The following is a 26908-nucleotide window of genomic DNA, read 5'->3' as shown; positions in this document are numbered from 1 at the left end:
CGGGGGTCGCCATGTCTGACGAAATTTCTGTTGCATTCGCTCATCCCGAGGCCCGATCCCGCGCGCATCGGCCTGATGGCAAAGCCGACCGGATTTCGCTGCGGGATCATATTGTTACTGTTGAAATCGGAGCCTTTGAGGTTGAGCGGGGCATAGAGCAACGGCTGTCGTTTAATGTGGTGGTTGAGGTTGCTGATGTTCCGCAGCCCCTTGAGGATGATGTGGACCGCATCCTTTCTTATGACCGGCTTACCGAAGCGATTGCCGAAGCCCTTGCTGCGCAGCGGGTAAACCTTCTCGAAACACTGGCTCAAGACATTGCAGAGCGGATTCTCCGAGAGCCGCAGGCCGAGCGTGTGTATCTTCGGATTGAAAAACTCGACAAGCCCGCTGGCGTTCTGGGCGTCGAAATTGTGCGCGAGGCTGGTGGCGCGCGCTCCGAAAAGGCTGAAACACGAGCAAAACCGGTTATTGCTGTCGCTGGATGCGATCTTGATGCAGTGCGCCGTCACTATCCTGGTCAACCGATCTTGTTGGTGCCGCCCGCGAATGCGCCGTTGCCGGAAGCCGAGGTGGGAGAAGAGGCTGCGCGGCGCATCGCGCTTTTTGCTTGGGATCAAGCAGCTTGGATTTGGGCGGCTGGACAAGCTGACGTGACTGTTGTCAGCAGCCGCACCGAGGTCGAATGGGGCATCGCGCAAGGGCAGGTGAATATCTGGGCGCCGATGAAGCAAATCCTCGATAGCCCGACGCCTCCCAAAACTCTTACAACCCAATCGCTTGCACGGTGGATTTCAGGTGTTCTTGAGGGCGAGGTCGCCGAACAATGACTCGATATTATCGCCCAATCTGCCAGGGTGGCGCAAATCGTCCGAAAGAGGCCCACGTGCTCGCGGGGGGCTGGACATGGTTCACCCATGTGGAAGTGTTAGAGCGCAACACTGCGCCACGAGTGATTTCCACAAGCGAAGTGCCTGACGACAAGCTGCGCCGATTAACCGCGCCGCGCGCGCCGATCTGTGGCATTGAAATAGCGCGCCCGAGTGTGATGGGCATTCTCAATATCACGCCCGATAGTTTTTCAGACGGTGGGCAGTTTGACAGTGTTGATTCCGTTGTGGCCCGCGCTTCGGCGATGGTGAAGCAAGGGGCGGATATCCTTGATATTGGTGGAGAGTCGACAAGACCGGGCGCCGAAACGGTTTCTATCGAGGATGAAATTTCGAGGGTTGTTCCTGTCATTTCGGCAATTCGCGGGGCGATGAGCGCACCAATTTCCATTGATACCCGAAAATCTGCGGTGGCAGAGGCCGCGCTCGCTGCAGGGGCGGGGCTGGTGAATGACGTGTCTGCGTTTGGCTATGACAAGGCAATGGCAGGCTATGTTGCGGCAACGGATGCGCCTGTGTGCCTGATGCATGCGCAAGGGTCGCCCGAGACGATGCAAAACGATCCGACCTATCAGAATGTGGTTCTGGATGTTTACGACGCTTTGTCGGAACGCGTGGCCAAGGCCGAAGCCGCAGGCATTTCGCGCGACCGCATTCTCGTTGATCCGGGCATCGGGTTTGGTAAGACGCTTGACCATAACCTCGCACTTTTGCGTAACATCAGCCTATTTCACGGGCTAGGTTGCGCAATCCTGCTGGGCGTTTCGCGCAAAAAGTTTATCGGAACGCTCTCAGGTGCCGAGGTCGCTTCGGAGCGCGTTGCCGGAACGATTGGTGTAACGCTTGGGGCGGTGATGCAGGGTGTTCAGATGCATCGCGTTCATGATACCAAAGAAGTTAACGAGGCCATGAGCCTTTGGGCGGCGGCATATTTGTAGAAGGACCCACAATTATGGGCAGTATTTTTGGCACGGACGGCGTGCGGGGGCAGGCAAATACATATCCAATGACCGCTGAGGTCGCGCTTAAACTCGGCGCTGCTGCGGGGCGTTATTTCCGCAAAGACGGGCAAAACCGCCACCGCGTTGTGATCGGCAAGGATACACGGCTTTCGGGATATATGCTGGAGAATGCGCTGACTGCTGGCTTAACGAGTACGGGCATGGACGTTCTGCTCATGGGGCCTGTGCCTACGCCGGCGGTCGGGTTTCTAACGCGCTCCATGCGCGCGGACTTGGGGATCATGATTTCGGCCAGCCACAATCCGCATTCTGATAACGGCATCAAGTTCTTTGGTCCGGATGGTTACAAGCTGTCTGATACGGCGCAATCTGCGATTGAGGAACTTCTTGCCGGAGAGATCACACCTGCGAAGCCAGCCAATATCGGCCGTGCCAAACGAATTGACGATGCTGTTGGCCGCTACGTCGAATATGCGAAAACGACCTTTCCCGCGCGTGGGTTACTGTCCGGCCTTAAGGTTGTGATCGATTGCGCCAACGGAGCAGCCTATCGTGCGGCGCCGGAAGTTTTGTGGGAGCTGGGTGCTGATGTGGTGCCAGTTGGCGTTGCGCCCAACGGTTTCAACATCAACGAAAACTGTGGCTCGACCAGCACCCAAACCGCAAGCGAAGCCGTGGTAAGCCATGGCGCAGACCTTGGTATTTGCCTCGATGGCGATGCCGACCGTGTGATGATCATTGACGAGACCGGACAGGTTGCCGACGGGGATCAGATCATGGCGCTTCTTGCGGCGCGTTGGGCGAGCGAGGGTAAGCTTGCAGGCAATACGCTTGTGGCAACGGTTATGTCAAACCTCGGCCTTGAGCGTTTCCTTGAAGGGAAGGGGCTGACGCTTCTACGCACTAATGTGGGTGACCGCTACGTGGTCGAGGCAATGCGGCAGGGCGGTTACAACCTTGGCGGTGAGCAGTCGGGCCATATTGTCATGACAGATCACGCAACCACGGGCGACGGCCTGATTGCAGGGCTTCAATTCCTTGCAGAAATGGCTCAGACCGGACAAAGCGCAAGCGCGCTCACACAAAACTTCGCGCCAATCCCGCAAATGTTGAAAAATGTAAGGTTTAAGGCCGAAAATGATCCTTTGATGAACGGAAATGTTCAAAAAGTGATAGAGGCCGGACACGGAAAACTCGCAGGAACCGGCCGTTTGCTTATTCGGAAATCTGGCACAGAGCCGCTCATTCGTGTGATGGGCGAAGGCGAGGACGAAGGGCTCCTGCAATCGGTGATCGAAGATATCGTCGGCGCGGTTGATCAGGTTGTGAAGGCGGATGCCTAGGGCCTAGCTACCTTCCATTGCGAGGTGCGGTTTAATCAGAATAAGCAGTTCGCTGTTGCGCTGGCGCGCTGTTCCGATGGCATCGCTGCGGCGGAACGACTCTCCAATGATTGGCGTGCTGAGCGAGAGCGGTTTGGGCCGTCCCGGAACCTCATACTCATAGTCGCGATGGGTTAGCAGTGTCTTTTTCGGACGTTGCATACTTGCGGCCAAGGGGACCAGAATGAGCATCGTGTTGATCAAATACATCGTTGCCACAACCGGAGCGTTTCTAAATTGGCTGGCGAGTGTTTGGCGGGTGAGATCGCCAAGGATAGGGACATTTGACGTATCCGCACGGTTGGCCGAAAACCGCTTTACCGGAGACCCGAGATTGTACCCGAACGGCGAGTTGCCCAGCAGCATAATCAAATATGTAAGTACGATAATCGAAGTACCGATTTGAAGTTGGATGCGCGCAAGGGATTGATCAACGCCGCCTTCGCCTTGGTGCCCTTTATCGTTGTTTGCTATGAAGCTGTGGGACGGGGAGGGCTGCAAAATCATTGGAGCGGCCACTCCGGAAAGCAAAAGGCCCTTAGAAAAATCGCGTCGGTCCATACTCGATACTCCCTTACTAAATGCAGGCAGCATACCATATTTCCGGAAAATCGCGAAAAGGGCGGGTGTTTCGCCCCCTTAAGAACGGCGCGACGTTGGTGAGAACATGCGCCGTAACGTACCCCATTGGCTTATGGCCACACCTGACAAGATCAGTGCAAGTGCGATAACAAGGCTCGCCGGAAGCGGCTCGTTCAAGAAAACCGAACCAAAGATCACAGCCCAGACAGGAACCTGATAGGCCGTAAGGCTCATAAAGCCGGGGCCAGCACTGCGGATTACCAGCACACGGAGCAGGTTTGCGCCAGCAGTGGGAACGAGCGCGAGCAATAGTAGCAGACCGAGTGTCGTCGCATCTGTTTTCGGGACGGGGCCCTCAACCACGAAGGCTGTTGGTACAACAACACAGGTTCCGATCAACATGGTCATCGCGGCAAGCCCGATGGGGTCGACCTTTGGAAGGTTGCGCATTGTTACGGAGCTTATCGCATATCCGGCCGAAGCGGTAAGGCAAGCTATGCGACCTGCGGTTTCCAATGGGTTGCCCGAGCTTTCGAAGGCTTGAAAGCCTATAAGCACGACAACTCCGAAAAAACCGATCAGGAAGCCAAGAAACTTCCGGAGGTTAAGCCGTTCATGCGGGACCAGAAAATGCGCAAGCGGTAGAACAAGAAGCCCGACAGCCGCCATCGAGACCCCCGCAAAGCCGGAAGCCACATATTGTTGCCCCCAGCTTAGAAGCATGAAGGGGAGCGCAGTTGAGCAGATGCCAACAAGCAAAAGTTTTAGAATGTCGCGAAGGCTGGGACGGACTTCAAACAATCGAAATCCACGCAGGGACCAGATCCCGGCCAAAAAGAGTGCCGCAAATCCGATACGCGCTGATGCGAGCCAGAACGGGGATATGCCGCGCAAGGCGAGGGACTGCACCAGAAAAGTTCCGCCCCAGGTCATCCCGAGCAGAAAAATCATCAGCCAGTCAACTGGGCGGACATTCGGGCCCATGGGCGCTCCATTCTGTTTATCTTGAAAGCAATTGACCCCGACCAATGGCCGGGGTCAATCGAAGAGTTAAAGCGTTTGCTTCGCTTAGTTTTTCTCTTTGTCGACCATCTTGCCAGCAGAGATCCAAGGCATCATGGAGCGAAGCTTCGCGCCAGTTTCTTCGATCATGTGCTCGTCGTTTGCACGACGCGATGCTTTGATGGTTGGCTGACCAACAGCATTTTCCAGCATGAAGTCACGTACGAATTTACCTTGCTGGATGTCCGACAGAACGTCTTTCATCCGCGCTTTGGTTTCGTCGTAGTTCAGGATGCGAGGACCGGTGACATACTGGCCGTATTCCGCAGTGTTGGAGATCGAGTAATCCATGTTGGCGATGCCGCCTTCGTAGATCAGGTCAACGATCAGTTTCACTTCGTGCAGACATTCGAAGTAGGCCATTTCAGGTGCGTAACCTGCTTCAACCAGAGTTTCGAAACCACAGCGGATAAGCTCAACAAGACCACCACAGAGAACGGCTTGCTCACCAAAGAGGTCAGTTTCGCATTCTTCGCGGAAGTTTGTTTCGATGATGCCGGAACGACCTCCGCCGATCGCGGAACAGTAGGACAGGCCGATTTCCAGCGCTTTGCCTGTTGCGTCGTTGTCAACGGCAACAAGGCAAGGAACGCCGCCGCCTTTAACATATTCGCCGCGCACAGTGTGGCCTGGGCCTTTTGGCGCCATCATGATGACGTCAACGCCTTCTTTGGGCTCGATCAGGCCAAAGTGAACGTTCAAGCCGTGGGCAAACGCGATTGCGGAGCCTGGCTTGATGTGGTCGTGAACGTATTTCTTGTATGTCTCGGCCTGAAGCTCATCGGGCATTGTGAACATGATCACGTCGCACCATGCAGCGGCTTCGCTGATGCCCATAACTTGAAGGCCTTCGGCTTCGGCTTTCTTGGCGGATGCAGACCCTTCACGCAGGGCAACAGCAAGGTTTTTCGCGCCGGAGTCACGCAGGTTGAGCGCGTGGGCGTGGCCTTGGGAACCATAGCCGAGGATGGCTACTTTTTTGTCTTTGATCAGGTTAATATCGCAGTCGCGATCATAGTAAACGCGCATTGTGGCGCTCCTTCTGCAGAAGTTACTCTTGAAGTGGAAAGTACGCATTTCCTGAGTGCTCTGCGGAGTTATTTCAGTGGATTTTTGAGTATTTTCGATATATTTATTCGTGCAGGTGAGTAATTAGGTGAAATTTATGCGCGTTGACGAAATAGATCGAAAGATTTTGCGGCAAATGCAGGCTGATCCTGATTTGCCCATGAGTGCATTGGCAAACCGCGCTGGCCTGACCTCAAGTGCATGTGCGCGGCGATTAGAGAAAATGCGCGAGGCGGGAATCTATCGCGGGCAACAGGCGGTCATCAATTGGGCTGCGCTTGGGTATAACGTCGAGGTTTATCTGCGGGTTACGCTCGACAAAACCCAACCCCGCGCATTTGATGATTTCATCGAAGAGGCGCGGAAAATTCCAGAGGTGAGTGAGGTGCACACTTTCCTTGGGCGGGTTGATGTTCGGTTGGCTGTTCTTGCCCGTGACATGGCGCATTATCAAGAAATCTATAAAACACGGATACTTACCCTGCCTCATATCACTGATATTGAGGCGCTGATGCGGGTTTCTTCGATCAAGGATACGGAGATTTTGCCGGTATGATCGAACTCGATGATATCGACCGCTCGATCCTTCGCGCGCTTCAGTCGGATGCAACGCAGGGTGCTGGGGCGCTCGGCAAACGTTTCGGCTTGTCGCAGCCTGCAACGTGGCGGCGGATCAAACGGCTTGAGAGCGCAGGCGTCATTGCCGGGCGGCGCATTCTGCTTGATCGCGAAGCGCTTGGTTTTGGTGTGACCGTTTTTCTTGGCGTGAAGCTGGCGACGAAAGGACGTGTGAGCCTTGAAGATTTCGAACGCGCGGTGACGGCGATTCCCGAGGTTCAGGCGGTGCACCATGTTTTGGGGCTGTATGATTATCGCCTCAGAGTCGTGGCGCGGGACCTCGCGGACTTCGAGCGCGTTTTGCGACGTCGGATCATGACGCTGCCGGGGGTTGGCAACGTTGAGGCCAATGTAATCCTCACCGAAGAGCGCTTGGCCGGTCCGATTGGTTAACGTGCGCCCAAACCCGCACGCATTAACCCTTTGCGCAGCGGCGTAAAGGCATAGAGACCCGTAAGCGCCTCGGCGCGGAGATCGCGCCACCCTTGAGCGCCAAGCATGGAGGCGCGGTTCAAGAGGTCAACGCCCGAGACGCGGATTTTCGCTTCGCGCATCCTGTTGTTTTCATAGGTATCAAGCATTTGCGTTGAACCAATTTGGTCGGGGTTTTGAACCGCCAGTTCGCGCAATACCCGAAGATCGCCAAGGCTCATGTTCAACCCCTGTGCGCCAATCGGCGGAACAACATGGGCGGCTTCGGCCATTAGGGCGGTGCGTTGGGCGGTCATGCGATGGGCGATCTGGCTAATGATGGGCCATTTGCTGCGACGCGTGGCGAGTTTGAGCGGGCCAAGAATATGCGCGGAGCGGGCGCTCATTTCCTCTTCAAATTCTGCTTCAGGCAGCGCGGCGAGACGTTCGATCTCCGGCCCTTCGTTCATCCAGACCACAGCCGAAAAGTGACGCCCCTCGCGGCTTGGCAAGGGAACCAGTGTGAACGGCCCGCCACTTCGGTGCACTTCTGTCGAGATATTGTGATGTTCAAGGTAGTGTTCAACCGAAAATGCGAGGGCCTTCTGCCCGTAACGCATTGTTTTTACATCTATACCATGCGCGCGTCGTACGTGAGAGTTCCGACCATCCGCCCCAATCAGCAGTTGTGTGGCGTAGCGGCTTCCGTCGCTCAAGCTCACCAGCGCCTCTGCCTCGCGGGTCACAATGTTCTGTGTGGCGACACCAGCGCGGAAGGTGACGTTTGGCATGGTCTCAAGCTGCGCTAAAATTTCGCGCCGCAAGAGCCAATTGGGCAGGTTCCAACCAAAGGGAAGATCACTGATTTCGGCTGCGTCAAAATCCTTGATAATTCGCGGTTCGGGCGTTTCTCCGCCTGCGTCTACGATGCGCATGATCTGAAGCGGGGCGGCATAATCGGCCAGACGTTCCCAAAGCCCTGCGTCCATCAGCGTTTGGCGCGCGGGCTGTAAAAACGCGGTGGTGCGCAGATCTGACTTGGGGTCGGCCTGTTCGGTTACGGGGGGCGCGGGATCAACACAGACAACAGAAAACCCTGCCGCCCCAAAGGACGCCGCCGCCGTAAGCCCAGCAATGCCGCCGCCGGAAATCAGGATATCTGTGCTGTGTCTGCTCATCTAATCTACTTTTGTATCAATGTTTTGCGTCAAGTATGCGAGAGAGAAACCCGCTGAGGTCGTCAGTGTGATGATGAATATGCGCAGCGCGTTCCGCGACAGGAGCCACATGAATTGTGCGCATGCCCATCTCGTGGGGGGCTTGCAGGTTGCGCGGATCGTCCTCAAACATCGCAGCTTTTTCCGGTGCAATGCCGTCACGGGTAAACACAGCCTCAAACGCGCGGCGTTCGGGCTTGGGCCGGAAGTTGGCGTGCTCAACGCCATAAACCGCGTCAAACAAGCCACTCAGGCCACGCGCAGCAAGAACGCGTTCGGCATAGGGGGCGGTTCCGTTTGTAAACACGATTTTGCGCCCTGGTAGGCTTTTGATTCTGGTCGAAAGTTCCAGATCCTCTTGCATATGATCCAAAGAGATTTCATGCACATGCGTGAGGTATGGGGCAGGGTCGACGCCGTGTTCATCCATCAATCCGGCGAGCGTTGTGCCGTAAGTGCGCCAATAATGCTGTCGCAGGTGATTGGCCTCGTGACGCGGCACATTGAGCGCCTGCATCACGTAGTCGGTCATCCGCACCTCGATTTGCGAGAATAGCGCATCCTCTGGCGGGTACAGGGTGTTGTCGAGGTCAAAAACCCATTGGCTCACATGGGTGAAATCGGCGGCTGGACCGCGAAGGTGGGACGTGTCGTTCATGCCGGCAGGATAGGGTGAATTGCAAGGAGGGGCAACGGCGGGGTTGATTGCGGAAGGGTGCGAGGGATAGTCTGTCGCGAGCTGTATGGGGAGACCGGAATGGGCGATCAGAAACAAGGGCAAAAGGATGCCTATGCGTTGATACTTGATGCGATCGACGTGGGTATGTATCGCCCCGGTGATCGACTTGTGGAAAGCGAATTGGCAGAGCGGTTCGGTGTTTCGCGGACCCCAATTCGTGAAGCATTACAACGGCTTGAGACCCAAAGCCTTTTGGCGCGTGATGGTCGGAGTCTGATTGTCTCATCGCTTGATCACAACCAGCTCGCGGAACTTTATGTGGTGCGGACCGAGCTTGAGGGTTTGGCGGCGCGTCTTGCCGCGCGCCATGCCGCCGAAGAAGAAATCCGTGTATTGCGCGAGATGGTCGAGGATGATCGCAAGATAGTGAACGACCCGAGCGCGCTATCACGATCAAATCGACGCTTTCACAAACAGATTCATTTGGCTTCTCACAATCGGTACCTTGTGCAGCAGCTTGACCTTGTTCACCGCACGATGGCGCTTTTGGCAACCACATCGCTTGCCGTTGAGGGGCGTGGTGAGACGGCTATTGAAGAGCACGAGGCGATTGTTGCTGCGTTGGAAAATCGTGACGGTGAAGCGGCGCATGAAGCTCTCAAGAACCATATTTCCAAGGCATTCGAAACTCGCTTGAAGCTGGACTCGGGGATGGACTAGGCCTGTTTGGCGGGTTCGGAATTTTTGGTTTTAAATTCAATGCCGTGTTCTGTTTTGTCCCAGTAGAATGGTTTTGTAAGCAGCTCGAACATGCCTTTGAATGCAGCGATCGTACCGAGCGGGAAATAGAGGTGCAGGCTTGGCAACCACCAGCGAAGCCGCTTGTGTTGTGTTTTCGATAAGACAACCGCACTCACACCGATGCTCACCGCTTCGCAAAATAGAAACAAGCCTCCGAGCGCCAAGAGTGTCGAGTGGGCAAAAATCTGTTCCAGCGGGTGTTGAATTGGTAAGAGCACAAACCACATCGACCAGAGGAGCGGCGCGAGGATGTATTGGCTCAGGGAGCCAAGAAACAGCAGTTGAACACCGAAAAAACGCCAAGCCCCTAACTCACGCAAGAGGACTCGCGGATGGCGCATGTGTACCGCCCATGTGATGGCGTACCCTTTGAGCCACCGCGAACGCTGCTTGACCCAAGGCCAAAGGCGGCAATTCGCTTCTTCCTGTGTAACGGTATGAATCATTTCGGTTTTATAGCCGTGTCTGGCAAGGCGAATACCGAGATCTGCGTCTTCGGTAACGTTATGCGCATCCCAACCGCCGAGCCGCTCGAGCGCTTCGCGACGGAAGAACAAGGTTGTGCCGCCGAGCGGAATGGCAAAGCCAAGCTTCTGTAGCCCCGGCAGAACGAGGCGGAACCATGTGGCGTATTCAATGGTGAAGCACCGCGATAGCCAATTGGTTCTCGGGTTATAAAAATCAAGGATGCCCTGTAAGCATGCCACTTCCGGCCCGCGTTGGTGAAAATTTCGGACCACGGCGTGAATCTGGCCAGGGTCGGGCGCATCCTCAGCGTCATAAACCCCAATGATCGTCCCGCGGCAGAAATCCAACGCATAGTTCAACGCGCGCGGCTTCGTACGCACGCTTCCGGCGGGAACAGTAATCACGCGCGCCCATGTTGGGAGCTCACATTGGGCAATCGTGTGTTGGGTTGTAAGGTCATCGGCTTCGACCACAAGGCAGATATCCAGCAACTCGCGCGGATATGAAATGCGTGCCAATCGGCGGATCAGGTGGCTTGCGATTTTCCGTTCTTTGAAAAGAGGGACCATTACCGAAACAACGGGCAGGCGCGCAACGGCCACGTTATCAGCGTGAACGAAAGCTGGCTTCTTGCGAGGTAGAAACCGTGGCGCTTGGGTAAGTGCGGCGGCGAGTTTCAATCCGGTCGACAGGATGAGTGTGGCGATTGCCCAAAAAAACAAGGCTGTAAACACAAGCTTTGGCACAGCGATGAGTGCAGCCGCGAAGCCCAAGAGAGCGCATGTGGCGATACGCATGTGGCGTTTGCTCTGCCAGTTTCGGCAGCTTTCTTCTTCGGAAACGCAAGTTTCGGCATTCTCGATTAGCTGGTCTTTTCGGACTTGTTGTAGCGCGCTAAGAACCTGTTTTTCCGAAGAAATAGCCATTTGCACAGGACCAAATCCCTCTGGCAGTTTTGCGAGGAGGTCTTCGAATTCCGCAGGGCGCGAGGTGCAAATCACCGTGACCGCGCCGATCCGTTTCCACGGAACAAATCGGCCCATAAGGCAGGTTCTTACGCCTATATCGTCGATCAGTCGGGGGTCTGGGGCCTCTTCGCTCAGGTCAATGGTTTCTGTGCCCCACTGTTCTGACAATCCAGAGAAAAGGGCGTCCTCGCTAACGAGACCATGGCTTAGGAGAATATCGCCAAGCGGCACATCTTCGCGGTTCTGGAGCGCAAGAGATTTAACCAAGTCACCCGGTGCGAGAGCGCCTTGCGCTACCAAAATTTCACCCAACGGTCTCCGACCGGCGACGGGCCGAGGCAATTTCGGGTGATTGAGACGTTGAACCGGTACGGTTTTGAGTGCGCTGCTCAGCATTTGCCGTAGTTTTCCTTGAGTGACTTAAGGAATCTGGGAAGAAATGGTTAATGAGAGGTTAACGGGCGTGTGCGCTGCTCAATTTGCCGCATGTGTGATATCAATGCCGCGCTTCTGACAGCGATTTGATTTCAGAGCAAAGCTGCCATAGGCTTAGAGTATTCCTGCGCATTCTTTGCGCTATTTCTTTTTATTCAGACAGAAAGTGCTCGCTATGAAACATTTTAAACTGATCTCTGCTGCTCCGATTATCCTGTCCATCGCTGCTTGTACTAACACTGGCGCGAGCTATCAGCCTGTGATTGACGGGCCGGTTGGCCCGAACTATGGCGCGGACCTTGCATACTGTCAGAACCTCGCGGCGCAACAGGGCGCTTTGTCGAGTGATACCGCAGGTAAAGCAGCAGCTGGTGCGGGTGTTGCCGCGGCTTCGACGGCTGTGTTTGCCAATGAAGGCAACAACGTGCGGGATGCGGCGATCCTTGGTGCTGCGGCTGGTGTAACTGCTGGGGCGCTTGACCAGAATTCCAAGAAAGAAGCCATCATCAGAAACTGTATGGCGCAACGCGGCTATAAAGTTGTTGGCTAAGGCATAGCGAAAAGGCCGAACGCAGGGTAAGCGTTCGGCCTTCTTTTTGTCTTTGAAGTTCAGTCTCTTATGCTGCTTCAGGCAGGTAACGCTTCTGCGCGCTTAGACATGGCATCCGCGAAGCGCTCGAACAGGTAATAACTATCTTGCGGGCCGGGCGAGGCTTCTGGGTGATACTGCACAGAGAATACGGGTTTCCCATCAACGCGCAGGCCGCAGTTTGAACCGTCAAACAGCGAAACATGGGTTTCGAGAACACCTGTTGGCAGGGATTGACTGTCCACTGCAAAACCGTGGTTCATCGATGTGATTTCAACTTTGCCGGTGTCGTGGTCCTTGACCGGGTGGTTGGCGCCGTGGTGACCGTGGTTCATTTTCACGGTTTTTGCACCAAGGGCGAGGGCCAGCATTTGGTGACCTAGGCAAATACCGAAAACAGGGATGTCTTTGGCAAGAACGTCTTTGATCATCGGTACGGCATATTCGCCTGTCGCTGCCGGATCGCCAGGGCCATTGGAGAGGAAAACACCATCAGGATTATGCGCAAGAACTTCCTCGGATGTTGCTGTTGCTGGAAGCACAGTCACATCGCACCCCGCAGAGGCAAGGCAACGTAGGATATTTCGCTTTGCGCCGAAATCGATGGCGACAACCTTGTGGCCCCTCTCGGTCCGTTTGGGGAAGCCGTCGGGCCATGCCCAACGCATTTCGTCCCAAGTGTAGCTCTGTGAGCATGTCACTTCTTTGGCGAGATCAAGACCTTCCAACCCTTTGAATGCACGTGCTTTTTCAACGAGCGCAGCAATGTCAAAGTTACCCTCGGGGTCATGCGCAATCGCAACATGCGGCGCACCTTGTTGGCGGATTGCGCGGGTCAGGCGGCGCGTGTCTACGCCACCGATACCAATGCGGCCACGGCGGGCCAGCCATTTGGTTAGCTCCTCGGTAGCGCGCCAGTTGCTTGGTTCTGTCGGGTCCCATTTTACCACCATACCGGCGGCGAAAGGATCGGCGGTTTCGTCATCCTCTGGGGTGACGCCGGTGTTGCCGATGTGTGGGAACGTGAAGGTCACGATCTGGCCCGCATAGGACGGATCAGTCATGATTTCCTGATAGCCTGTCATGGCGGTGTTGAAGCAAAGCTCGGCTTCTGCAACGCCGGTTGCGCCGAAGCCCACCCCATAAAACAACGTTCCATCCGCAAGAGCCAAACAGGCAGTTGGATGATCGGGAAGTGAAAGCGGGGTGTTAAGGGCGGCAGACACGGGCGACTCCTTTGTCAGACGGGCGCAAACTTGCGGGAAACTAGAGGCCTGAGCCGGAACGGTCAAGGGGGCGGAAGAAAAATAGATTCCCCTTATTTTATGGGCTTTTACCAAGGCAGTGAGTGGTTGAACGGTTAGCGCTCACGGGATAATATCAAAGGCTCGGAAATAATTCGGAAACCAGGGGATGGGCCACCGATGGATATGCGAAGCAGACTGACAACCTCGATGAAAGAGGCGATGAAGGCCAAAGAGGCCGAACGCCTTTCGACGTTGCGCCTGATTAATGCGGCGATCAAGGATCGCGATATCGCCATGCGTGGCGAAGGGAAAGACGGGGGCGTCGGAGATGATGAAGTCCTTGGAATTCTTGGAAAAATGGTGAAACAGCGTCAGGAAAGCGCGCGCGCCTATGAGGAAGGCGGGCGGCTTGAACTGGCGGAAAAGGAACGTTCGGAAATTGCGATTATCGAAGAGTTTTTGCCTCGCCAGCTAGACGAAGCAGAGACAGAGAAAGCGGTCGAGAAGGTGATTTCTGAAGTTGGCGCAGAATCGATCCGTGACATGGGCAAAGTCATGGGGGCGCTGAAATCAAAGTACACCGGCCAGATGGATTTCGGCCGCGTCGGACCGATGGTCAAAGACAAACTCGGCTAAAACCGGTGTAAGATTCACATATGTTTTGCATATGATTTCCATATGCGAATTTTCAGAAAAAACGGCGTCCACTTCGGGCGCCGTTTTTTTACGTAATCAGCGCGTTTGCTGCTAGGTTCTTGCGACAAATAGGATCAAGGGAGCAGGCCATGAAAAGGACACAGGGATTGGAAACGCCTCTGCTTGGCACGTGGTCGCTGCTGTCTTGGTATAACGAGATGGAGGATGGTCAGAGGGTCTACCCGATGGGAGCGGACGCTTTTGGCTACATCAGCTATGCGCCGGATGGTTTCGTTTTTGTGCATATCGCGGCGGCGGGGCGGGTGCCCTTTGCGGTTAACGATCCTCTTGGCGGAACGATAGTGGAAGACTCGGCTGCAATGAAATCCCATATCACCTATGCAGGGCGGTTCGCGCATCAAGGCGAACGGGTGGTGCATTATGTCACCACGGCGTCTTGCCCAAATTGGGTTGGAACCGAACAAACGCGGGATGTCCGGTTCCGTGGTAATAAGCTGCAGTTAAGTGCTGCCGGAGCCATTTTTCAAGGCGCGCGCGTTACAGCTTGCCTTGAGTGGGAGAGGCCAACGCCTTGAGCAAGCGGATAAGCTCGCGGGCTTCGGCGGGTGGCTCCTGTTCAATGCGCAGGTAATCGGTCCCGTCATTGTTGCGGGTAAGCATTCTCTTTCCGATCATGGTACGGCGTAGGATTGGCGCATCGTTGAAGGCGTGTCGGGCATTCAAGATTGCGTTGATCTCTTTTTCTTGGAGTAGGGTGGCCGCTGGAATGGCAGCCCAGAAACTCCAGATGGCGAGATCTTGCTGCGCGCGGCGGCTGGGCCAACGCAGCATTGTCCCGTCGTCGTCGAAATTGCGCAGGCATTTTTCCACCAGCTTGAAATCGATGTCCTCGGGAACGACGGGCGTATCAACACGGGCCTGCGCCGTTTGCGCCGCCTTGAGGTGTTGATAGTTTCGAAACCCTGCGGCCCGCGCCACGATGTTCATCATGGATAGGTGCGAGGGTGTTTCTTCGTTGTCTTTCAGCTGTTTGGAAATCGCGCGTGTAAATTTGGAAATATCCGCCACGGCGAGCGGAATCGGAGCGTTTGACATGTCCTTGTCCTCTTGCGTGCCTGTTAAAGTGTCGTGGTCGCTGACTTGTGACGGGGCACTGGACTGTTGTGTCAATGCTGTCGATTGTATGGCAGGTTTAGCTTCCCTCGCGGGACAGCGACGCCTTGGTGAACTGCCGACCAAGGGTGAGCGTAACGGAACTGGAGGTGTTTCGCAATGTGGCTCATAAACGAAAAAGGCCCCGCCGGATGGCAGGGCCTTTGTTTGTTTCTATTCGGTCAGCAGCTTAGTGGCTGTGGCCTTTGTCCCATTCGGACTGCTTTGGAAGCGTTTCGAATGTGTGCTCTGGTGGTGGGCATGGCAGGGTCCACTCGAGAGTGTCTGCATACTCGTTCCAGTAGTTGTTTTCGGTGACTTTCTTACCCCATTTCAGGGAGTAAACCACAACACCGATGAAGAACAAGAAGGATGCAAAGGAGAGGAACGCACCGTAGGAGCTGATTTTGTTCCAGTAAGCGAATGCTTCAGGATAGTCGATGTAGCGACGTGGCATACCCTGACGGCCCAAGAAGTGCTGTGGGAAGAAGGTTAGGTTGGCGCCGATGAACATCGCCCAGAAGTGCAGTTTGCCTGCCCATTCTGGATAGTGGCGGCCTGACATCTTGCCGAAGTAGAAGTAGATGCCGGAGAAGATACAGAATACGGCACCAAGGCTCATCACGTAGTGGAAGTGCGCCACAACATAGTATGTATCGTGATATGCGCGGTCCACGCCAGCTTGGGACAGAACGATGCCTGTAACGCCGCCAACTGTGAAGAGGAAGAGGAAGCCGAGTGCCCAGAGCATCGGAGTTTTGAACTCGATCGAGCCGCCCCACATAGTGGCGATCCACGAGAAGATCTTAATGCCGGTTGGTACCGCGATCACCATAGTGGCCATCATGAAGTAGCTCTGCTGGGTGAGGGACATACCAACGGTGTACATGTGGTGCGCCCAAACAACGAAGCCAAGAACACCAATTGCAACCATCGCGTAAACCATCGGCAGGTAACCGAAGACCGGTTTCTTGGAGAACGTCGCGATGACGTGGGAAACGATCCCGAAGCCAGGCACGATGATGATGTAAACTTCGGGGTGTCCGAAGAACCACAGGATGTGCTGGTACAGTACAGGGTCACCGCCACCGGCAGGATCAAAGAAGGTTGTGCCGAAGTTACGGTCTGTGAGGAGCATGGTGATCGCGCCAGCAAGCACTGGAAGCGCGAGAAGAATGAGCCATGCGGTCACAAAGATCGACCATGAGAACAGCGGCACTTTGTGAAGCGTCATGCCCGGTGTGCGCATGTTGAGGAAGGTTGTGATCATGTTGATCGCGCCGAGGATCGAGCTGGCACCGGAGACGTGCACCGCAAAGATCGCAAGGTCCATCGACATACCGGACTCTGTTGTGGAGAGCGGCGGATAGAGGACCCAACCAACACCGGAGCCAAGTTGGCCGTTACCACCAGGTGCAAAGAGCGAGGCAACGCCGAGGCTTACACCGGTAACATAGAGCCAGAAAGACAGGTTGTTCAGACGTGGGAATGCCATATCTGGCGCGCCGATCTGAAGCGGCATGAAGTAGTTGCCGAACCCGCCGAAGAGGGCAGGGATAACAACAAAGAACATCATCAGGACGCCGTGATATGTAATCATCACGTTCCAGAGGTGTCCGTTCGGGGTACACTCTGCGCCGGCATCCGCGAACAGGCGGGCACCTTCAAGGCACATGTACTGTACACCAGGGTCCATAAGCTCGAGGCGCATGTAAACGGTGAATGCCACCGAAATGAAACCGACAACTGCGGCAACGATCAGGTATAGGATGCCGATATCTTTGTGGTTTGTAGACATGAACCAACGGGTAAAGAATCCCCGCTCGTCATGATGTTCGTCGCTATGAATAGCTGCCTCGGCCATTTCAAGCCTCCCCGGTTCTCTAAATCAGTTAGACGCGCAGGGATGGACCCTACGCGACGCGTTCCGCTTTTGTCTTTAGTGCGGTTCTGTCATGCGGGCAATCTATCAGAGGCCGCATGACACATTTTTTTTCGAATATTGCAGGGCAACCCGCCTTAGCTGGCGCCGTCAGCCAGTGAATTCAGGAATGCAGCAACGTCTTCGCCGCCTTTTTTCAGCTTGAAAGTCATTTTCGACTTGGCTTTCGAATCGCCTGTGGCCTCTTGAATGTAGGCTTTCGGGTCTTGGACATAGGCAACGAGGCTTTCCTCATCCCATGTCAGACCTTGTTCAGCAGCGGCAGCAAGGCCGGAACCGTATTTGAAACCTTCTTGAGAGCCCATAGTCCGGCCGATGATGCCATAGAGGTTCGGGCCGGTTTTGCCGCCCTTAACCAGGACTTCGTCGCCATTTGCGACCATGTGGCAAGCGGTGCATTTCTTGAATGTTTTTGCGCCTGCTTCTGCATCACCTTCTGCGAATGCGGGCGAAGCGAGAGAGATGGCGGCAGCCGCGGCTGTAGCTGTCAGTCTTAATAGTGTCATTTCTAACCTCATGGGTCTGAGTTGTTATCGCGTTGTTCCCCTATACCATAGCGAACCGGATCAAAGGGAAAGGGAAAACTTGTCGCATGGGGTCTTTTAAGCTGTGAAAAACCTTCGGCCCATAACAATAGTCAAGAACAGGTTATGTTGTGGCGCAGGCAGGGCGGTTTTCTGTAACGCATTGATCAAAGGTGCGTTTTAGCGCCAGGTCGACATCATCCATGGTTACGGGAAGCCCAAGATCAACGAGGCTGGTCACGCCGTGTTCACGAATTCCACAGGGAACGATGCCCTCAAAATGACTCAGGTCTGGCTCCACATTGATCGAGATGCCATGAAAGCTGACCCATTTGCGCAGGCGCACACCGATCGCGGCGATTTTGTCTTCGCGTGGGGAGCCGTCTGCGTTGCGTGGCTTGTCATCGCGAGTCACCCAGACGCCAACGCGCCCCTCGCGCCGTTCGCCGCGCACGTTGAATTCGGCAAGGGTCGTGATCACCCATTCCTCAAGCTCATGCACAAAACAGCGGACATCTTTGCCACGTTTGCCCACATCAAGCATTGCATAGGCCACCCGTTGGCCCGGTCCGTGATAGGTATATTGCCCGCCGCGTTTGCTTTCATAGACGGGAAAGCGGTCTGGATCGACCAGATCGGCAGGTTTGGCAGAGGTTCCGGCCGTATAGAGCGGCGGATGCTCGACGAGCCAGATCGCCTCTTCAGCCTCGCCTTTTGCAATCGCATTGGCGCGGGCTTCCATGAACGTCACAGCTTCATCGTAGTCTGTGAGGCCGTCTGTTGTGATCCATTCTACCATATTTTTAGTCTTCTTTTACGCATCTCACCCCGATCTAGGCCTATTTGTGCCGTATTTCTATAGCACATCACCGCAAACGTAGATTTGTTTGGAGGTTTTGATGTTTTCATTCCGTGCACTGTCGTGCCGTTGTGCTGTTTTGTCGTTTGCCACTGTTTCTGTAATGGCCGCGCAAATGCAACCGGCAAAAGCAGATTTCGGGGAAGCGTTGGTTGCGGGGGTTATCAACGGACTTGTTTCAGAAGCATTTGAGCAGCAAGACCAGACAACAACCTCAACACAGCAGGCGACCGTAAAAAAGAAGGTTCCGGCCTCTCCTGAAGTTCAGGAAAATATGGATTTGCAACGTGCGCTTAATCATTTTGGTTTTGCTGCGGGGCACCCTGATGGTGTGCTTGGCAAGAAGAGCCGCGCGGCGATGGCGCAGGTTCAATCCGATCTTGGCTATCCTGTCACGGGCCAGTTCGACGACTATGAACGCGCGTTTATGCTCCGCAGCTATGATCGCGCCATGGCCAACCCCGAAGAAGCGAAGCAGATCGCGGCGACAAGCCCCTTAGGAATGCGCGCGGTTTTGGTCGAGTACCAGATTCTGGAGGAGGCGCGTATGACGCCGGATAATCCGGATGCGCTAGTTGAAGGAGACGGTGCGGCAGAATTCCCAGACCTTTTCGGTGATGCAGGGGAGGGCGACATTGCGCTCTCAACCTATTGTGACGAGGTGGGCGCACGCAGCTTTGACAGCAGTGGGCCGGTTTTAAGTCAGCAGAATGCAGATATGTTGCTTGCTGAACAGTTCTGCTTTGTTCGTGTCCCCGCGATTGAAGATGGCGCGCAGGCCGCGGCTTCGATTGCTGGGCTGACCGACGCACAGATCGAACAAGAGTGTATGGGGCTGGTTCCGGCGATGAACGATCTGAGCATTGCTGTTTCGATGCAGTCGATGGACGAAGTATTGGTCGCCACTCATGAGTGGACACAGAGCACAGGCGCTTCGGAAGAGCAATTGTCGACGACGGGCAAGATCTGTCTGTCGGTTGGTTATGACATCGACAATATGGATGTGGCGCTGAGCGCGGCGTTGCTTTTGGCTGCGGTTGATAATCCGGCCTATGCCGAATTGGTAGGGCACCATCTATCGCAAGGATTCGGCGCGACGATGCGGCCGGAGTTGGCGATTGATTGGTATGAAAGCGCGGCACAGAGCGTTGCTGCAGGTGGCGAAGAAGTCTTTTTGTCTGAGAACATCCTTCGCTTGATGCAGATTTATATGGCAGGGCAAGTTCTTGCCGCCAATCTCGGTGGATAAAGAGAAAAGGGCAGCAGCGCGCGTTCGGTGAAGCTGTTGCCATTGAAACGGTGAATCGGTTTGGCGTGGGAGAGGGCGTCGATTTGGGTGTTGCTTGGTCGTATTGGCGGCTGTAGCCAGAATAAGCGCGGCGAAATTGCGGAAAATTTTGCAGCACTTTTTCCATATAAAACAAGGGTATTATCGCCAAAGGCGTGGGGCAAAGGCGGGTTTTAGGATTTTGTGCGCATTTTCCTCTTCACATCCCCGAATGCCTTGGCTATACCGCCGCCACCTACCTGATCACGTGCGGTCGTGGCGGAATTGGTAGACGCGCAGCGTTGAGGTCGCTGTGGGGTAACTCCCGTGGAAGTTCGAGTCTTCTCGACCGCACCAATCAGTCTCCTGATAGAGATGTGATTTGATCTAGATGGTTGTTTTACCTGCATTTTTTCGGTTTTTGCGTAGACTTGTGCGCCTTGCGTTCGATCATCCTGCTTTGCTGCGTTGCGTGGTTGAGGGGCGTGATATAGGCTTGATGTATTCGTTTATTTCACCGCATCAGCCCTATTTCGGCCCTTGATAGCGGTGCAAATTTCTGTCGAAGCGCGAATTGCTTTTTAGCTCGGAGAGTCAGGATGTTACCAAAAATTATCCCCGCCATTGCCGCTTGTGCGATCACATTGTCTGTGGGCTTTGCCCCGGTTTCTGCAAGCGCGGAGGCAAGCGGACCTGATTATTACCGCGTTACTGGGGTTTCGGCCGATGATGTGCTGAACATCCGAGCACAGCCGAAAGCCTCTGCAACCAAAGTTGGACAAATTCCGGCCAACGGAGACGGGCTGCGAAATCTTGGCTGTGTTGGCGAGATGAGCTTTGCCGAATGGGAAAAAGCCTCTGAAGCAGAGCGGGCGGCCGCAGCCAAGAAGCGGTGGTGCGAGATTGAATACGCCGGTACGCGCGGATGGGTTGCGGGCTGGTTCCTTGCGGAAGGAAGCGCGCCTGTACAGGTTTCTGGCTCAAAGCCCGCATTTGATTGCGCCAAGGCTTCGAGTGAGGTTGAGAACGCGATTTGCGCCGACCCGCGCCTTGGGCAATTGGATCAGGAACTCTCGCGCGTTTACAATTTGGCGGTAAACGGGCCGAATATGACAGCAGATCGGTTGAAAGAGCTGAAAGCCTATCAGCGCGGCTGGATAAAAGGGCGCGACGAGTGCTGGAAATCACAATCCGACCGGACCGATTGCGTTGTGGATAATTACGCATTGCGGATCAACGAGATTAGAACAGGATATGCTGATGCACGTGCTGATGATGCGAACGGGGTTTCTGTTGGGCCATTTCCTTATGTTTGCGACGGTCTGACGGCGGTTGTTTCTGTGGGATTTGTAAATGTTGACCCAGGCGTTGTTACTCTGCGCTGGGCGGATAACGCGGTTGCGCTTGATCAGGTCCAAGCTGCGTCTGGCTCGAAATACGAAGGCGAAACCTATCGCGGCAAGATTGGTTTCTGGTCCAAAGGAGATGAAGCGGTATTCTCGCTGTCGGATCGGGGCGATATGCAATGTAAACAGGACGCGATGGGCTGATATTTCGCCTTTGCTATCCAAAATACGCAAAAACCGTGTGGCTTTCATCCGTGATCACCAAAAATTTTACGTAGTGAGGGCCACGCGATCTTTGAAGATCTCAAAAACCTGTTAGGCTCCAAGAAACAATTTTTACGGAGTTTTTCGCTTGCGATTTATACAGGGCGCCAACTTTCTAGCGCAGCGCGCATCAACGACGTTGCGATCAACTTGGCAGATCAAATTGGCGGGGCACTGGCTGCGTCGGGGTATTCACGGGCTGGCATTTCTTGGGGCAACAGCAACTGCTGCATTCGCGTTTGATGCGAGTTTAAAAGTGTCGCCAGCAAACGAAGAGCTTCAGGATACACTTGAAGCGCAATCGCTGACGTTCCTCCTTACGGAGCAGGAAACCGAAAACGCCTCCGAGATTGTGTCGACTGCGCTTGCCGACTACGGCAAACTGCTCGGCGCGTTGTACGAGCAAGGGTATTTCGGCGCCGTAATCAGCATCAAAGTGGATGGTCGCGAGGCGGGGAACCTGTCGCCCGTTGTTCCGCCGACTTCGGTGAACCGGATTGTGATCGATGTTCAGCAAGGGCCACAGTTCAAGTTCGGTAAAGCGCAGGTCTCACCGATCGCGCCGGGAACGGTCATGCCGCCGGAGTTTGCGACCGGCCAGATTGCCGGAACGCCACAGATCGAAAATGCAGTAAGCACAGCGGTCACCGGTTGGCGAGATGTCGGGCACGCAAAGGTCGAGCCGAGCGGGCAGAAGATCGTTGCGGACCATCGCCGCCAAACGCTTGATGCAGAAGTACAGCTTGCGCCGGGGCGTCAACTCAAGTTTGGCGATCTAAATGTAACCGGCACCGAGCGTATGAAACCCGCGCGCGTTCAAGAGATCGCCGGCCTGCCAACCGGTAAGGTTTTCTCGCCTAAAGAACTTTCGGATTCTGCAAAGCGCCTGCGCCGGACAGGGATATTCCAGTCGGTTTCAGTAACTGAGGCCGATGACGCCAATCCGGACGGCACGCTTGATATTGATCTGTTCGTGACGGAAAACAAGCTGCACCGCTTCGGCTTTGGTGGCGAACTTTCAACGGACCGTGGTCTTGGTGTCTCGACATATTGGCTCCATCGCAACCTATTTGGTGGTGGTGAACGGCTTCGTGTCGAGTTGAAGTTTGACGGGATCAGCAATGACAACGTGAACCGCGAAGATCGTTTTCAGGTGCGGTTCGAGCGCCCCGCGACGTTTAATCCTGACATAGATTTCTTTACGCAGTTCCAGCTCCTTCGCTCGCGGCAGGAAAACTACGAAGGCGATTTCGCCAGCTTCGAGGTTGGTATCCGTCGCTATGCGGGCGATGATTACATCTATAATCTGGGCCTTGGATACCGTGCTGGTAACGTTGAAGATATTCGCGGCAAAAGCACGTATCATTTGGTTGCCGTACGTTACTCAGGTTTTCTGGACAAACGCGACGATCAGCTTGCGCCAACATCGGGCTATTATCTGAACCCTGAAGTGACGCCATTCTTCTTGTTTGATGACAGCAAGTTCGCGCTGCAATCCTATGTTGATGCACGGTTTTTCCAAGAATTGGGTGATACAGGAACGGTTCTTGCCGTACGCGGACAGATCGGCAGTATTGCGGGGATTTCGCTCGATGATACGCCCGGCGATCTGCTTTACTACTCCGGCGGTACAAATACCGTTCGTGGCTTTTCCTATCTCTCGGTCGGGATCGACTACAAAGACGGAATTCTTGGTGGCCGCTCGTTCTTTGCGTCTTCTATCGAAGGGCGCTTCCGCTTGAAAAACAAAGAAGGCTGGATGGGCGATCTTGGCTTTGTGGCGTTTTATGACGTTGGGTATGTCGGGTCTGAGTCCTTCCCGAACGGCAGCAATGATACGTGGCACGCGGGTACTGGCGTTGGGGTGCGATATTACACGTCATTTGGTCCGATCCGCTTTGATGTTGCCGTACCGGTTTCGGAGCGCAAATACGATTCCGATTATCAAATCTACCTCGGAATCGGGGAGGCATTCTAATGTGGCTTTTCCGACATACACTTTTCTTGATGCTCGCAACTTGTGTGGCCTTGTTTCAGACCTTCGCAGAGCCAGCCTATGCGCAGGAGGAAGAGGAAGAAGATCGCGGGTTGGTTCAGGGTTTGCTTGAAGACAACCTGAGCGGCGAGGGGCGCACAGTTAAGGTCAAAGGGTTTAAGGGCGCGTTGAGTTCAACAGCGACCATGGACGAACTGACGATTGCCGATAAGGAAGGCATCTGGCTGACGCTGACGGATGTTCGGCTCAACTGGAAACGCTCCGCCTTGTTGCAAAGGCGGCTCGAAGTAAAGGAGCTTTCGGCGGCCTCTATGGTTGTTGCGCGCGCGCCCATTCCTGTTGAAAGCACCGAGCCACCAGATCCGCACGCTAAGGAATTCGCGCTGCCGGAACTTCCTGTCAGCGTTGATGTACAGAAGGTTGCAATCGAAGAAGTCGTGCTGGGCGAGCCGCTCTTGGGCGAAGAGATCGCGCTTGAGTTGGCCGCATCTGCGATGCTTGAGGCGGGGTCTGGCAAAGTCTTGCTGAATATGGGGCGTATCGACGACAGCTTCGGCGAGTTTGACATTCGTGGCGGCTTTGATGCGGAAACCAAGATTATTGATCTTGATATTGCCTTAACCGAGGAAGAGGGCGGGCTTGCGGCAACGCTGCTCAAAATTCCAGGTGCGCCAGCGCTTGAACTTGATCTCAAGGGTACGGGCCCGCTTTCGGACTACACTGCCGAAGTTAAATTGGTGAGCGAGGGCGTAGAGCAGCTTTCCGGTCAGGTGAATCTCGTGACATTGCCACTCAAGGAAGGAGAGGATGCGGCAACCCCTGCGGATATGGAATTCCGTGTGGATATTGGAGGCGATCTTACCTCGCTTTTCGTGCCGGAGTACCGCCCCTTTTTCGGTCCGAATGTTCAGTTGAAATCCGAAGGTACGCTCAAAGGCAGCGGCGCGCTTGACCTTGCGCATTTCCGACTTTCCGCAAACAGTTTGCTTTTGTCTGGGCGCGCCTATCTGAACGCGGATATGTGGCCGGAGCATTTTGATGTAAGCGGACGCGTGGCAAACGCGGATGGCTCGTATGTGTTGCTTCCTGTTCCCGGAGGTAAGACGCGGGTTGAGTCCGTTGCGCTTGCGCTTTCGTTCGATGCGGATGAGGGCGAGAAATGGCACGGCAAATTCGATGTTCGCAATCTCGAAACAGAAGGGCTTTCGCTTGAGCGCAGCCAGTTGATTTCAGATGGCGAGATTTTCGGCGAGGTCGGAACGCTTGGCAAAATTACGTCTGATCTGACGTTTAGAGCTTTGGGGCTCGAGCTGGACGATCCTGCGCTCACCGCTGCAATCGGGCAGGCGACAGAGGGGCGCGTGACGGTCTCTTACGAAGAGGGGCAACCGCTTCGGCTCACGGATATGGACATCAAATCCGCGACCTATGAATTCAGGGGCAACGCGGCGTTGACGGGCCTTGAGAGCGATCTTGAAGCCGAGTTTGATATCGCCGCAGAGATTGATGATATTTCTCAATTCTCGCTCTTGGCAGGACGGCCGATTGCGGGCCAAGCAGAGGCAACAGCAAAGGGCAGCTATGCCACGCTCACTGGCGCGTTTGATGCGGTTTTGACCGGCCTTACACGAGACCTTGCTTTGGGAATTGAGCAGTTTGACACCTTGGCTAAAGGTGAAACCGTGATGCGCGTCACAGCGAAGCGCGACACCGAAGGCACCGTGCTGCGAGGGGCGAGTTTGCGCAACGAAGCCTTGTTCGTGCGGGGCACAGGGGAAATTGCCGACGGATATTTCGACGGTGAGTTTGATGCAAACCTCGTTGATTTGGGCCTCATCGTACCGGATTTCCCAGGGCCGCTGACCTTGAAGGGGTACACCACCCAAAGCGAGGAGGGTGTCTCTGTTAATCTCGCGGCGACCGGACCATTGGACACAAACGCAACTGTCGAAGGTTTGGCGACGGGGCCGAACGCCAATATGGCCTTCTCTGCCAGTCTCCCTGAAGTGGGGACGTTGGTTGCGAACCTAACGGGTGGCGTAAACCTTGAGGGGGCGCTCGCCAAAGCAGGTGAGAAATGGCAGATTGACGCAACAAGCTCTGGCTCGCTCGGGGTGGCGGCGAATGTGTCAGGGCTAATTGATCCGGCAGGTGATCATGATCTCGCGCTGACGGGGACTGCTCCGCTTGGCCTTGCCAATCGCATTCTACGGCCACGGGCGATTTCGGGTGTTGCTACACTTGATTTGGCGATGAAGGGTGTTCCAAGCCTGGCTGCTGTCAGCGGCACCATTTCAACCAATGGCGCCACATTTACCGCGCCGCGCTTGCATGCCGCGATCGAGGATATCAGCGGCACGGTTCGGCTTGCAAACAGCACCGCGACGATAGACATCGGCGCCAGCCCGCGCGAAGGCGGACGGGTTACAGCGAGCGGAACTGTTGGATTTGGAGCCGGGTTCCCTGCGAATTTGGCTGTGGTGCTCAATCGGGCTAAGATTGTTGACCCGCTGCTGTATCAAACGGTCTTGAACGGTGAGATTGATGTGACGGGGCCGCTGACCGGTGGTGCGCTGATTGCCGGAACGATCAATGTCGGGCGAACAGAGGTGACTGTTCCCAATACATCTATTGGGGGTGTGACTGCTATTCCTGACATCACACAGGTTGGCGCAAGCGGGGCGGTCCGCCGTACGCTTGAATTTGCGGGCATTGAAACCGATCCCACTGCGCAAACGGCAGCAGGGCCAGCCTATCCGTTGCAGATTCAGATCAACGCGGAAGATCGCGTATTCGTGCGCGGACGTGGGCTTGATGCTGAACTTGGCGGCAGTCTTCAGATTTCCGGCACAACGAATAACGTTGTATCCGCGGGGAGCTTTGGACTTATTCGTGGCCGCATCAATCTGCTCGATAAACGGTTTGAACTCACCGAAGGTCAGATTGAGCTTCAGGGGAGCCTTGATCCATATGTGCGCCTTGTCGCGACAACATTCACAGATGGCGGCTCCTCAAGCATTATTGTTGAAGGGTTCCTGTCCGAGCCGGAAATCCGGTTTGAATCATCGCCTGAAGCTCCGCCGGATCAAGTTTTGACGCGGCTTTACTATGGCGAGGACGCCTCAAACATTTCGGCCTTTCAGGCCCTGCAGCTTGCAAACGCTGTGGCTGTGTTGTCCGGACGCGGAAACGATACGGTTATGGGATCAATCCGCAAGGGACTTGGTGTGGACGACATCGAGATCATCAACGAATCCGACGGAGAAACCGCCGTGCGCGCAGGGAAATACCTGACCGATGATCTCTATAGCGACATAACCGTGCGTGGCGATGGCAAGACCGAGTTCTCGTTGAACTATGACGTGACCAAGAAACTCTCGGCCAAAGGGAAAGTCATTTCGGACGGGAACTCCGCCATCGGGTTGTTCTATGAAACGGACTACTAGCAGGGGCGGTTGACGTAAACCCACACCCACAAATTCAAAACGGGCGCCCGATGGAGCGCCCGTTTTTCGTGTTTCT

24 protein-coding genes and 1 tRNA gene are annotated in these 26908 nt (G+C 55.0%); 14 read left to right on the top strand and 11 right to left on the bottom strand.

What is annotated here, in order from left to right; translation table 11 throughout:
• The first annotated feature begins 11 nt into the window (after positions 1-11).
• From OU789_RS09280 to glmM, 3 genes are read left to right on the top strand one after another with little or no spacing between them, the layout of a single operon-like run.
• Positions 12-830 (top strand): dihydroneopterin aldolase, encoded by an 819-nt coding sequence (locus tag OU789_RS09280; RefSeq protein ID WP_274655269.1) that lies wholly within the window; start codon positions 12-14, stop codon positions 828-830.
• On the top strand, positions 827-1828 hold the full coding sequence (gene folP / locus OU789_RS09275; RefSeq protein ID WP_274655267.1) for a dihydropteroate synthase: 1002 nt from the start codon (positions 827-829) through the stop codon (positions 1826-1828). Before OU789_RS09280 ends, folP begins: the two co-directional genes overlap by 4 nt.
• An 11-nt stretch (positions 1829-1839) precedes the next feature.
• Positions 1840-3195: a phosphoglucosamine mutase gene (gene glmM / locus OU789_RS09270; RefSeq protein WP_263953283.1), complete on the top strand. Its 1356-nt coding sequence runs from the start codon at positions 1840-1842 to the stop codon at positions 3193-3195.
• A 3-nt stretch (positions 3196-3198) separates the two neighbouring features.
• Here the strand turns inward: glmM and OU789_RS09265 are convergent, their stop codons facing one another.
• The 3 genes from OU789_RS09265 to ilvC all read right to left on the bottom strand — a co-directional run bounded on the left by OU789_RS09265 (position 3199) and on the right by ilvC (position 5907).
• On the bottom strand, positions 3199-3795 hold the full coding sequence (locus tag OU789_RS09265; RefSeq protein ID WP_274655266.1) for a hypothetical protein: 597 nt from the start codon (positions 3793-3795) through the stop codon (positions 3199-3201).
• A gap of 78 nt (positions 3796-3873) precedes the next feature.
• Positions 3874-4800, bottom strand: coding sequence for a DMT family transporter (locus OU789_RS09260; RefSeq protein WP_274655264.1), 927 nt, complete (start codon positions 4798-4800; stop codon positions 3874-3876).
• Between the two features lie 84 nt (positions 4801-4884).
• Entirely contained in the window at positions 4885-5907 is a 1023-nt protein-coding gene (gene ilvC, locus OU789_RS09255; protein ID WP_263952703.1) for a ketol-acid reductoisomerase, read from the bottom strand.
• Positions 5908-6043: 136 nt separating this feature from the next.
• Here ilvC and OU789_RS09250 point away from each other — a divergent pair, with 136 nt between their 5' ends.
• Together OU789_RS09250 and OU789_RS09245 are read left to right on the top strand one after the other, a co-directional pair.
• Positions 6044-6502: an Lrp/AsnC family transcriptional regulator gene (locus OU789_RS09250; RefSeq protein ID WP_263952704.1), complete on the top strand. Its 459-nt coding sequence runs from the start codon at positions 6044-6046 to the stop codon at positions 6500-6502.
• Entirely contained in the window at positions 6499-6957 is a 459-nt protein-coding gene (locus OU789_RS09245) for an Lrp/AsnC family transcriptional regulator (protein ID WP_263952705.1), read from the top strand. Before OU789_RS09250 ends, OU789_RS09245 begins: the two co-directional genes overlap by 4 nt.
• On the opposite strand, the gene OU789_RS09240 is transcribed toward OU789_RS09245, so the two are convergent.
• Both OU789_RS09240 and OU789_RS09235 read right to left on the bottom strand, forming a co-directional pair.
• Positions 6954-8153 (bottom strand): UbiH/UbiF family hydroxylase, encoded by a 1200-nt coding sequence (locus OU789_RS09240; protein ID WP_274655260.1) that lies wholly within the window; start codon positions 8151-8153, stop codon positions 6954-6956. The two genes, OU789_RS09245 and OU789_RS09240, sit on opposite strands and share 4 nt — an antisense overlap.
• A gap of 16 nt (positions 8154-8169) precedes the next feature.
• On the bottom strand, positions 8170-8850 hold the full coding sequence (locus tag OU789_RS09235) for a pyrimidine 5'-nucleotidase (protein WP_274655258.1): 681 nt from the start codon (positions 8848-8850) through the stop codon (positions 8170-8172).
• Positions 8851-8949: 99 nt separating this feature from the next.
• Between OU789_RS09235 and OU789_RS09230 the strand changes: the two genes are divergently transcribed.
• Entirely contained in the window at positions 8950-9591 is a 642-nt protein-coding gene (locus OU789_RS09230; protein ID WP_263952708.1) for a GntR family transcriptional regulator, read from the top strand.
• Here the strand turns inward: OU789_RS09230 and OU789_RS09225 are convergent.
• Positions 9588-11504 (bottom strand): glycosyltransferase, encoded by a 1917-nt coding sequence (locus OU789_RS09225; protein WP_274655256.1) that lies wholly within the window; start codon positions 11502-11504, stop codon positions 9588-9590. The two genes, OU789_RS09230 and OU789_RS09225, sit on opposite strands and share 4 nt — an antisense overlap.
• Positions 11505-11718: 214 nt before the next feature.
• Between OU789_RS09225 and OU789_RS09220 the strand changes: the two genes are divergently transcribed.
• Positions 11719-12093 (top strand): glycine zipper family protein, encoded by a 375-nt coding sequence (locus OU789_RS09220; RefSeq protein WP_274655254.1) that lies wholly within the window; start codon positions 11719-11721, stop codon positions 12091-12093.
• Between the two features lie 77 nt (positions 12094-12170).
• Here the strand turns inward: OU789_RS09220 and carA are convergent, their stop codons facing one another.
• The gene (carA, locus tag OU789_RS09215; protein ID WP_274655252.1) at positions 12171-13358 is read right to left on the bottom strand and encodes a glutamine-hydrolyzing carbamoyl-phosphate synthase small subunit; all 1188 of its coding nucleotides are present in this window, start codon (positions 13356-13358) and stop codon (positions 12171-12173) included.
• 198 nt (positions 13359-13556) lie between these two features.
• On the opposite strand from carA, the gene OU789_RS09210 reads away from it, so the two are divergent.
• Together OU789_RS09210 and OU789_RS09205 are read left to right on the top strand one after the other, a co-directional pair.
• Positions 13557-14015, top strand: a complete 459-nt coding sequence (locus OU789_RS09210) for a GatB/YqeY domain-containing protein (protein ID WP_274655250.1) — start codon at positions 13557-13559, stop codon at positions 14013-14015.
• 149 nt (positions 14016-14164) lie between these two features.
• On the top strand, positions 14165-14611 hold the full coding sequence (locus tag OU789_RS09205) for a lipocalin-like domain-containing protein (RefSeq protein ID WP_274655248.1): 447 nt from the start codon (positions 14165-14167) through the stop codon (positions 14609-14611).
• On the opposite strand, the gene OU789_RS09200 is transcribed toward OU789_RS09205, so the two are convergent.
• The 4 genes from OU789_RS09200 to lipB form a co-directional block, all read right to left on the bottom strand.
• On the bottom strand, positions 14574-15131 hold the full coding sequence (locus OU789_RS09200) for a DUF2087 domain-containing protein (protein WP_274655246.1): 558 nt from the start codon (positions 15129-15131) through the stop codon (positions 14574-14576). The two genes, OU789_RS09205 and OU789_RS09200, sit on opposite strands and share 38 nt — an antisense overlap.
• Before the next feature lie 247 nt (positions 15132-15378).
• Positions 15379-17052: a cytochrome c oxidase subunit I gene (ctaD, locus tag OU789_RS09195; protein ID WP_263952715.1), complete on the bottom strand. Its 1674-nt coding sequence runs from the start codon at positions 17050-17052 to the stop codon at positions 15379-15381.
• 155 nt (positions 17053-17207) lie between these two features.
• Complete coding sequence (locus OU789_RS09190) at positions 17208-17636, bottom strand: c-type cytochrome (RefSeq protein WP_274655244.1); 429 nt, start codon at positions 17634-17636, stop codon at positions 17208-17210.
• A gap of 142 nt (positions 17637-17778) precedes the next feature.
• Entirely contained in the window at positions 17779-18453 is a 675-nt protein-coding gene (lipB, locus tag OU789_RS09185; RefSeq protein ID WP_263952717.1) for a lipoyl(octanoyl) transferase LipB, read from the bottom strand.
• A gap of 100 nt (positions 18454-18553) precedes the next feature.
• Between lipB and OU789_RS09180 the strand changes: the two genes are divergently transcribed.
• The 5 genes from OU789_RS09180 to OU789_RS09160 all read left to right on the top strand — a co-directional run bounded on the left by OU789_RS09180 (position 18554) and on the right by OU789_RS09160 (position 26832).
• The gene (locus OU789_RS09180; protein WP_274655242.1) at positions 18554-19762 is read left to right on the top strand and encodes a peptidoglycan-binding domain-containing protein; all 1209 of its coding nucleotides are present in this window, start codon (positions 18554-18556) and stop codon (positions 19760-19762) included.
• A gap of 288 nt (positions 19763-20050) precedes the next feature.
• Positions 20051-20137, top strand: a tRNA-Leu gene (locus tag OU789_RS09175).
• 242 nt (positions 20138-20379) lie between these two features.
• On the top strand, positions 20380-21330 hold the full coding sequence (locus OU789_RS09170) for an MliC family protein (protein WP_274655240.1): 951 nt from the start codon (positions 20380-20382) through the stop codon (positions 21328-21330).
• A gap of 148 nt (positions 21331-21478) precedes the next feature.
• Positions 21479-23368, top strand: coding sequence for an autotransporter assembly complex protein TamA (locus tag OU789_RS09165; protein WP_274655238.1), 1890 nt, complete (start codon positions 21479-21481; stop codon positions 23366-23368).
• Positions 23368-26832 carry a translocation/assembly module TamB domain-containing protein gene (locus OU789_RS09160; RefSeq protein ID WP_274655236.1) on the top strand — a complete coding sequence of 1155 codons (3465 nt, stop codon included), beginning with the start codon at positions 23368-23370 and terminating at the stop codon, positions 26830-26832. Before OU789_RS09165 ends, OU789_RS09160 begins: the two co-directional genes overlap by 1 nt.
• Positions 26833-26908: the final 76 nt, after the last annotated feature.

The sequence above is a fragment of the Halocynthiibacter sp. C4 genome (assembly GCF_028823805.1).
Taxonomy (GTDB): Bacteria; Pseudomonadota; Alphaproteobacteria; order Rhodobacterales; family Rhodobacteraceae; genus Falsihalocynthiibacter; species Falsihalocynthiibacter halioticoli.
This window is presented reverse-complemented; position numbering and strand designations above follow the sequence as displayed.

Excerpts from the sequence above, each read along its gene's own strand:
- lipB (WP_263952717.1), bottom strand. The coding sequence starts at position 18,453 with ATGGTAGAATGGATCACAACAGACGGCCTCACAGACTACGATGAAGCT.
- OU789_RS09205 (WP_274655248.1), top strand. The coding sequence starts at position 14,165 with ATGAAAAGGACACAGGGATTGGAAACGCCTCTGCTTGGCACGTGGTCG.
- OU789_RS09210 (WP_274655250.1), top strand. The coding sequence starts at position 13,557 with ATGGATATGCGAAGCAGACTGACAACCTCGATGAAAGAGGCGATGAAG.
- OU789_RS09190 (WP_274655244.1), bottom strand. The coding sequence starts at position 17,636 with ATGACACTATTAAGACTGACAGCTACAGCCGCGGCTGCCGCCATCTCT.
- OU789_RS09240 (WP_274655260.1), bottom strand. The coding sequence starts at position 8,153 with ATGAGCAGACACAGCACAGATATCCTGATTTCCGGCGGCGGCATTGCT.
- OU789_RS09200 (WP_274655246.1), bottom strand. The coding sequence starts at position 15,131 with ATGTCAAACGCTCCGATTCCGCTCGCCGTGGCGGATATTTCCAAATTT.
- OU789_RS09245 (WP_263952705.1), top strand. The coding sequence starts at position 6,499 with ATGATCGAACTCGATGATATCGACCGCTCGATCCTTCGCGCGCTTCAG.
- OU789_RS09170 (WP_274655240.1), top strand. The coding sequence starts at position 20,380 with ATGTTACCAAAAATTATCCCCGCCATTGCCGCTTGTGCGATCACATTG.
- OU789_RS09225 (WP_274655256.1), bottom strand. The coding sequence starts at position 11,504 with ATGCTGAGCAGCGCACTCAAAACCGTACCGGTTCAACGTCTCAATCAC.
- OU789_RS09235 (WP_274655258.1), bottom strand. The coding sequence starts at position 8,850 with ATGAACGACACGTCCCACCTTCGCGGTCCAGCCGCCGATTTCACCCAT.
- OU789_RS09250 (WP_263952704.1), top strand. The coding sequence starts at position 6,044 with ATGCGCGTTGACGAAATAGATCGAAAGATTTTGCGGCAAATGCAGGCT.
- OU789_RS09260 (WP_274655264.1), bottom strand. The coding sequence starts at position 4,800 with ATGGGCCCGAATGTCCGCCCAGTTGACTGGCTGATGATTTTTCTGCTC.
- folP (WP_274655267.1), top strand. The coding sequence starts at position 827 with ATGACTCGATATTATCGCCCAATCTGCCAGGGTGGCGCAAATCGTCCG.
- OU789_RS09230 (WP_263952708.1), top strand. The coding sequence starts at position 8,950 with ATGGGCGATCAGAAACAAGGGCAAAAGGATGCCTATGCGTTGATACTT.
- OU789_RS09180 (WP_274655242.1), top strand. The coding sequence starts at position 18,554 with ATGTTTTCATTCCGTGCACTGTCGTGCCGTTGTGCTGTTTTGTCGTTT.
- ctaD (WP_263952715.1), bottom strand. The coding sequence starts at position 17,052 with ATGGCCGAGGCAGCTATTCATAGCGACGAACATCATGACGAGCGGGGA.
- OU789_RS09160 (WP_274655236.1), top strand. The coding sequence starts at position 23,368 with ATGTGGCTTTTCCGACATACACTTTTCTTGATGCTCGCAACTTGTGTG.
- OU789_RS09280 (WP_274655269.1), top strand. The coding sequence starts at position 12 with ATGTCTGACGAAATTTCTGTTGCATTCGCTCATCCCGAGGCCCGATCC.
- OU789_RS09265 (WP_274655266.1), bottom strand. The coding sequence starts at position 3,795 with ATGGACCGACGCGATTTTTCTAAGGGCCTTTTGCTTTCCGGAGTGGCC.
- ilvC (WP_263952703.1), bottom strand. The coding sequence starts at position 5,907 with ATGCGCGTTTACTATGATCGCGACTGCGATATTAACCTGATCAAAGAC.
- OU789_RS09220 (WP_274655254.1), top strand. The coding sequence starts at position 11,719 with ATGAAACATTTTAAACTGATCTCTGCTGCTCCGATTATCCTGTCCATC.